This window comes from Frigoribacterium sp. Leaf44, assembly GCF_001421865.1.
Taxonomy (GTDB): domain Bacteria; phylum Actinomycetota; class Actinomycetes; order Actinomycetales; family Microbacteriaceae; genus Frigoribacterium.
Map to the genome: position 1 here is coordinate 959,302 of NZ_LMLG01000006.1, position 6,292 is coordinate 965,593.

Below are 6,292 nucleotides of genomic sequence, written 5' to 3' on the forward strand. Positions count from 1 at the left end.
AGGCACGTCATGACCATCACCGATCCGGTGCACGCCACCGGCAAGTCGGTCCCGCTGATCTCGTCAGTCAGTGCGATCAACTGGAACCGCATCCACGACGACAAGGACGTCGAGGTCTGGAACCGGCTGGTCAACAACTTCTGGCTGCCCGAGAAGATCCCGCTGTCGAACGACGTCCAGTCGTGGAACACCCTGACGCCCGAAGAGCAGCAGATGACCATGCGGGTCTTCACCGGCCTGACGCTGCTCGACACCATCCAGGGCACCGTCGGCGCGATCAGCCTGATCCCCGACGCGATCACCCCGCACGAAGAGGCCGTCTACACGAACATCGCGTTCATGGAGTCGGTGCACGCCAAGAGCTACTCGTCGATCTTCTCGACCCTCGCGTCGACCCCCGAGATCGACGACGCCTTCCGCTGGTCGACCGAGAACGTCAACCTGCAGAAGAAGGCCCAGATCGTCCTCGACTACTACACGGGCGACGACCCGCTGAAGCGCAAGGTCGCCTCGACGCTGCTCGAGTCCTTCCTGTTCTACAGCGGCTTCTACCTGCCGATGTACTGGTCCTCGCGCGCCAAGCTGACCAACACGGCCGACCTGATCCGCCTCATCATCCGCGACGAGGCCGTACACGGGTACTACATCGGCTACAAGTTCCAGAAGGGTCTCGAAGGCGCGTCCGACGAGCGCAAGCAAGAGATCAAGGACTACACGTTCAACCTGCTCTTCGAGCTGTACGAGAACGAGATCCAGTACACGCAAGACCTCTACGACGGCGTCGGCCTCAGCGAAGACGTCAAGAAGTTCCTGCACTACAACGCCAACAAGGCGCTGATGAACCTCGGCTACGAGCCGATGTTCCCCAAAGAGACGACCGACGTGAACCCGGCGATCCTGTCCGCGCTCTCGCCGAACGCCGACGAGAACCACGACTTCTTCTCGGGGTCGGGCTCGTCGTACGTCATCGGCAAGGCCGTCAACACCGAAGACGAGGACTGGGACTTCTAACCCACCCCCGCACCACGCAGCAGGCGTCGCCCACCCCGGGCGGCGCCTGTTCTGCGTCCGCTCGTCCTCGCTCTGCTCCGGTGTGCAATTCGCGACCGTCGAGGGACGACACGCCGCTCATCTTCGGCCGCAAACGTTTTCGTCCACGCTGGATGTCGGGTTCGGCGCGGTACGCGGGCGCGGGGCGGTCGGGTTCGGCACGGGGGCGGGGCGGTCGGGTTCGGCACGGGGGCGGGCGCGGGGGCGGGCGTGGGGCGGTCGGGTTCGGCGCGCGGGACGCGGGCGGGGGGCGGGCGTGGTGCGGTCGGGTTCGGCGCGGGGGCGGGCGTGGTGCGGTCGGGTTCGGCGCGGTACGCGGGGGCGGGCGTGGGGCGGTCGGGTTCGGCACGGGGGCGGGCGTGGGGCGGTCGGGTTCGGCGCGATACGCGGGGGCGGGCGCGGGGTGGTCGAGTTCGGCGCGGGGGCGGGCGCGGTGTGGTCGGGTTCGGCACGAGGGCGGGCACGGGCGCGGGGCGGGCGGAAGGCGCAGGGCCCGGTTGACTGCGCCCACCCGGCGCCGGGGGCGTCCGTCCGCGAGAACACGGGGAACCGGAGAAGGCGCCGCCTCGTGCCGCGGTGTCCTGCCCACTCGGCGGTGTGCCGGGTGCGTGCTCAGTCGGCGAGCAACGCCGCCCGGATCGCGGCGATGCCGATGCGCACCTCGGCGAACGAGGTGCTGAGCGGCGACAGTCCGATGCGCAGGGCGTCGGGGTTGCGGAAGTCGGGCACGACGCCGGCGTCCCAGAGGCGGGCCACGATCCCGCGGAACGACTCGTGCGTGATCGTGACGTGGCTGCCGCGTTCCGTCGCGGCCCGGGGCGTCGCCACGGTCACCCCGAGCGGCACGAGCCAGGCATCGACGAGGTCGAACGCGTAGTCGGTCAGGGCGAGCGACTTCGACCGGATCGCGTCGATGCCGGCCTCGTCGATCAGGTCGAGCATGTCGTGCATCGCGAGCATGCCCATCACCGGGGGAGTCCCGCTGACGAACCGCCGGATGCCGGCCGCCGCCTCGTACCCGTCGGCCATGGCGAACACGTCGGCCGCGCCCATCCACCCCTGGATCGGCTGGTCGAGCTCGGGCAGCAGCGAGGCGCGGGCGTACACGAACGCGGGGGCACCCGGCCCACCGTTCAGGTACTTGTACGTGCAGCCGACGGCGAGGTCGACGCCCCACTCGTCGAGCTGCATCGGCACGACGCCGACGCTGTGGCAGAGGTCGGCCAGCACGAGCCCGCCCGCCTCGTGCACGAGCGTCGTGATCGCGGGCAGGTCGACCAACCAGCCCGATCGGTACGACACGTGGTTCACCAGCAGCAGTGCGGTGTCGGGCCCCACGACGTCGCGCACCTGCGACACGGTCACGCCCGTCGCCTTGTCGACGGCGATCCAGCGGATCGTGGCCCCGTGCTCGCGGGCGATGCCCTCGACGACGAAGCGGTCGGTCGGGAACTGGTCGTCGTCGATGACGATCTCGTGGCGGTCGGGCCGGGCCCGCAGACCCGCGCGGATCGCCTTGTAGAGCAACACGGTCGTCGAGTCGGCCACGACCGTCTGACCCGGGGCGGCACCGAGGCAGGCCGCCGCGATGCGGTCACCGAGCTCGGTCGGCAGAGCCATCCAGCGTTCGTCCCACGAGCGGATCAACCGCGTGCCCCAGGCGCCTTCGACGAACTCGGACAGTCGCGACAGCGTGGCGGTCACGGGCCGCCCGAGCGAGTTGCCGTCGAGGTACGAGACCACGTCGACGGCCGGCACGAACCGGTCGACGAACGACGCCAGCGGGTCGGCGGCGTCGAGCGGGCCGGCCGGATGCGCCGAGGCCTGCTCGTCGGGGTCGGTGGAGTCGACGGGGTAGGCGAGCGGATCGGTCATCGGGTCTTCTCCTCGAGGGCGACGGCGAGCAGCTCGTCGGCGGTCAGTGCGGTCGCGCGGGCGAGCCAGGCGGCCCGTTCGTCGGAGGACGCGGAGGCGCGGGGCGCGTCGGCGATCCAGGTCACGCGGGTGAACGGCAGGCGCGCGCCGCCGGCCGGCTCGGCGACGTCGGGGGCGAGGGCGTCGAGCAGTCCCGCCAGCCCGAAGCCGGCCCGACCCATGGCACGCAGCTCGCGCTCGTTCACGCCGAGCGGCAGGTCGCCGTTGCCGAGGTCGGTGCCGTAGAGCACCCGGCCACCCGCGGCACGGAACCGCGAGAGGTTGTCGACCGCCGTCTCGTGCGCGACCCCACCGAGACCGTGGCCGTGGATGTCCAGCGTGCTCACCCACGTCGTCGAGGCGGCCAGTCGGGCGATCAGGTCGTCGTCGAGCCGTTCGCTGAAGGGGGTGTGGGCGAGCCGGTCGACCCCGGCGTCGGCCGCGCGTGCCGCCTGGCCGACGCCCTGGACGTGGGCCACCACGAGCAGGTCGAGTCCGTGCGCGGCGTCGACGACGGCGCCCAGCGTCGCGTCGTCGAGGACGGGGCCGACGTCGGAGTTCAGGGCGACCTTGACGATCGAGGCGCCGAGGGCGTGCTGCCGTTCGACGACCCGGGCCGCGCGGCGCAGCCGGGTCGAGGCGCGGAGGCCGCCCACCGCGAGGGAGGCGCGGGGCGGCGCCCAGCCCGCCCGGCTCGGGTACCCGCCCGGTGCCGTGATCAACCCGCCGGCGATGGTCGCCTCGGGCCAGCCGTCCCGGCCGGACCGGCCGAGCCAGCCCTGCGCGATCGCCGGGTCCCACCCGAGGTCGACGACCCGCGAGATGCCGCCGACGGGAAGCTGCGCGGCGTCGATCAGGCCGAGGTGGACGTGTGAGTCGGTGAAGGGGGCGAGCACGGTGCCCGGCACGTGCGGCAGCTCGGCACCGGCCAGGGTGTCGGCGTCGTGCGCGTCGGCCGACCCGGCGAAGACGACGCCGTGGGCGTCGAGTCGCAACAGGCTGCGACCGGACCACCGGCCCGACCAGGCGTGGTCGACCGTGACGAGCCGCGCCTCCTGGTCCATGACCCGACCCTATTCGTGCGTGCTGCCCGTGCCCTGCAGGCCCGCCCGCGTCCGGGGACGACGAGGCGGGCCCGCAGGGTGGGGAGGGGCCGAGGAGGCGCGACCTACGAGGGCAGGACGGCCCGCGAGCACCGCGCGACGTAGGGCAGGCGGATGAGCTCGACGTCGCGGGTGTCGGGGTGGGTGTCGAGCAGCCGCTCGACGTCGCCCAGCAGGGCCGCGCGGTCGTCGGGCGAGAGCGTGATGACGTAGCTGCGCGACGCGATCATGGCGAGGAACTCGTCGCGACCCAGCTCGTGCACCCAGGCGACGTCGTGTCGCTCGACGGTGCCGAAGGGGGCACCGACGACCGGGGCGTCCGACCCCATGTCGCGCTCGCGCGGCTGGTGCATCACCCGGCTGAGCTCGGCGACCCACGGCACCGACTCGTCGCGGATGTTCCAGATCAGGCCGAGCGTGCCGCCGGGGCGGAGAACGCGGGCGATCTCGGGCACGGCCCGGTCCGTGTCGACCCAGTGCCAGGCCTGCGCCACGAGGACGGCGTCGACCGAGTCGTCCCCGAGGGGGATGCTCTCGGCGGACCCCGCGACCGACGTCGCCCCGGGGACGACCTGCTCGAGGGTGGCGCGCATGCCGGGCGAGGGCTCGACGGCCGTGACCGACGGAGCGCGGTCGAGCAGCAGGCGGGTCAGCTTGCCCGTGCCGGCCCCCAGGTCGACCACGTGACAGGCGCCCTCGGGCAGCAGCCAGTCGACGGCCTCGAGGGGGTACGACGGGCGACCCCTCTCGTAGACGTCGGCGGCCAGCCCGAACGAGGCGGCGAGGTCGGAATCGGGTCGTGCGGGGTCGAAGCCGTGGGCGGCCGGGTCGAACCCCTCCTGCTGTGGTCGATGTGTCACCGGGACACTGTCGCACGTCACGATCCGTCACACACCCTGTGTTACGTCGGCCTCGGGCGCAGCATGGACGGGATGACTTCCACGCTGCCTCCGCCCCCCGCGTCCCCGCGTCCGACCCGGCCCCTGCGGGTCGTCGCCGTGTCGGGCACCCTCAGCACGCCGTCCAAGACCGACGCCCTCGTGCACGAGATCGTCACGGCGCTGGGCGACGTCCTGCCTATCGAGGCGCACGTGATCCGGGTCAGCGAACTCGGGCCCCTGTTCGCCGGCGCGCTCACCCGCGACCAGCTCGACGAGCGGGTCGAGCGCGAGCTGGTCGCCATCGAGACCGCCGACCTGCTGATCGTCGCCTCGCCCGTCTACCGCGCCTCCTTCACCGGGCTCTTCAAGCACCTCTTCGACTTCGTCGAGCAGTACGCGCTCGTCGACGTGCCCGTGCTGCTCGCCGCGACGGGCGGCAGCGAGCGCCACGCGCTGATCATCGAGCACTCGTTGCGACCGTTGTTCGGGTTCTTCCAGGCCCTCACGCTGCCGCTCGGCGTGTACGCGCACACGACCGACTTCACGGCGACCGGGGGCGCGGAGAAGTACGCGGTCACGGCCCCGCTGCTGCAGGAGCGCATCCGTCACGCGATCCAGCGCGGCCTGCCCCTGATCCGGTCGAGCATCGCCGAGAAGGGGCGCATCGAGCGGAGCCTCGACGACGGTGGCGCGGGCGACGGTCCGTCGGGGGAGGAAGCGCGCGTGAGCGAGCTCGACCTCTCGACGCCCACACGGCTGTTCAGCTGAGCGCACGACCCGAAGGCGGGGCAGCCGCCGCGGATGCCCGCGGGTATCGTGGTCGTCGTGACCCTCGACCCGACGCCCCGTGACCCGTCCGTCGCCCGCGCCGAGATCCGCGACAGCGAGGCTCAGCGCCGGCTCGGCCTGTTGCCGTCCGGGGTGCTCCCGGGGCGCGCCGCGCGATGGGTGGCCGACGGCGTGGACGACCTCTCGGTGCTCGCGCTCGCCGAGGCGCAGACGAGCACCGACGACGACCGCGAAGGGCTGCTGGCCCGGGCCGCGACCGACCTCGGCCTCGGTTTCGCGTCGGTTCGCGAGGCGCGCGCCCACCACGGTCAGCGCGTCGTCGAGTCGATGACGGCAGCGTCGGCCCCGAACGACGCCCTCGGCTTCTCGAACGGCTTCACCGACACCATCGAGGAGTCGGTGCGCGACAGCATCGCTCGCCTCTTCAAGCCCCGCGGCTGAGCCGGGTCCCGGCTGCTGGGCGTGAGGTCGGCGGCTGAGCCGAGGCCTCGCGGCCGACCCGCGCGCCCGACGCGACCGGACGCAGGAGGCGCGGTGCCGGTCGTGACCGGCACC

6 protein-coding genes are annotated in these 6,292 nt (G+C 72.5%); 3 read left to right on the top strand and 3 right to left on the bottom strand.

From position 1 onward, the window contains the following. Positions 1-9: 9 nt before the first annotated feature. Complete coding sequence (gene nrdF, locus ASE87_RS13030; protein ID WP_043596546.1) at positions 10-1,011, top strand: class 1b ribonucleoside-diphosphate reductase subunit beta; 1,002 nt, start codon at positions 10-12, stop codon at positions 1,009-1,011. 651 nt (positions 1,012-1,662) lie between these two features. On the opposite strand, the gene ASE87_RS13035 is transcribed toward nrdF, so the two are convergent. The 3 genes from ASE87_RS13035 to ASE87_RS13045 form a co-directional block, all read right to left on the bottom strand. Then, a complete protein-coding gene (locus tag ASE87_RS13035) occupies positions 1,663-2,925 on the bottom strand; it encodes a kynureninase (protein WP_056229058.1) in 1,263 nt (420 codons plus the stop codon). Next, a complete protein-coding gene (locus ASE87_RS13040; protein ID WP_056229061.1) occupies positions 2,922-4,028 on the bottom strand; it encodes a hypothetical protein in 1,107 nt (368 codons plus the stop codon). Before ASE87_RS13040 ends, ASE87_RS13035 begins: the two co-directional genes overlap by 4 nt. A 104-nt stretch (positions 4,029-4,132) precedes the next feature. Continuing rightward, complete coding sequence (locus ASE87_RS13045) at positions 4,133-4,927, bottom strand: class I SAM-dependent methyltransferase (RefSeq protein WP_082452604.1); 795 nt, start codon at positions 4,925-4,927, stop codon at positions 4,133-4,135. A gap of 72 nt (positions 4,928-4,999) precedes the next feature. Between ASE87_RS13045 and msuE the strand changes: the two genes are divergently transcribed. Together msuE and ASE87_RS13055 are read left to right on the top strand one after the other, a co-directional pair. Then, a complete protein-coding gene (msuE, locus tag ASE87_RS13050) occupies positions 5,000-5,716 on the top strand; it encodes an FMN reductase (protein WP_082452605.1) in 717 nt (238 codons plus the stop codon). Between the two features lie 57 nt (positions 5,717-5,773). Further along, positions 5,774-6,178: a hypothetical protein gene (locus ASE87_RS13055; RefSeq protein WP_137847233.1), complete on the top strand. Its 405-nt coding sequence runs from the start codon at positions 5,774-5,776 to the stop codon at positions 6,176-6,178. Positions 6,179-6,292 lie beyond the last annotated feature (114 nt).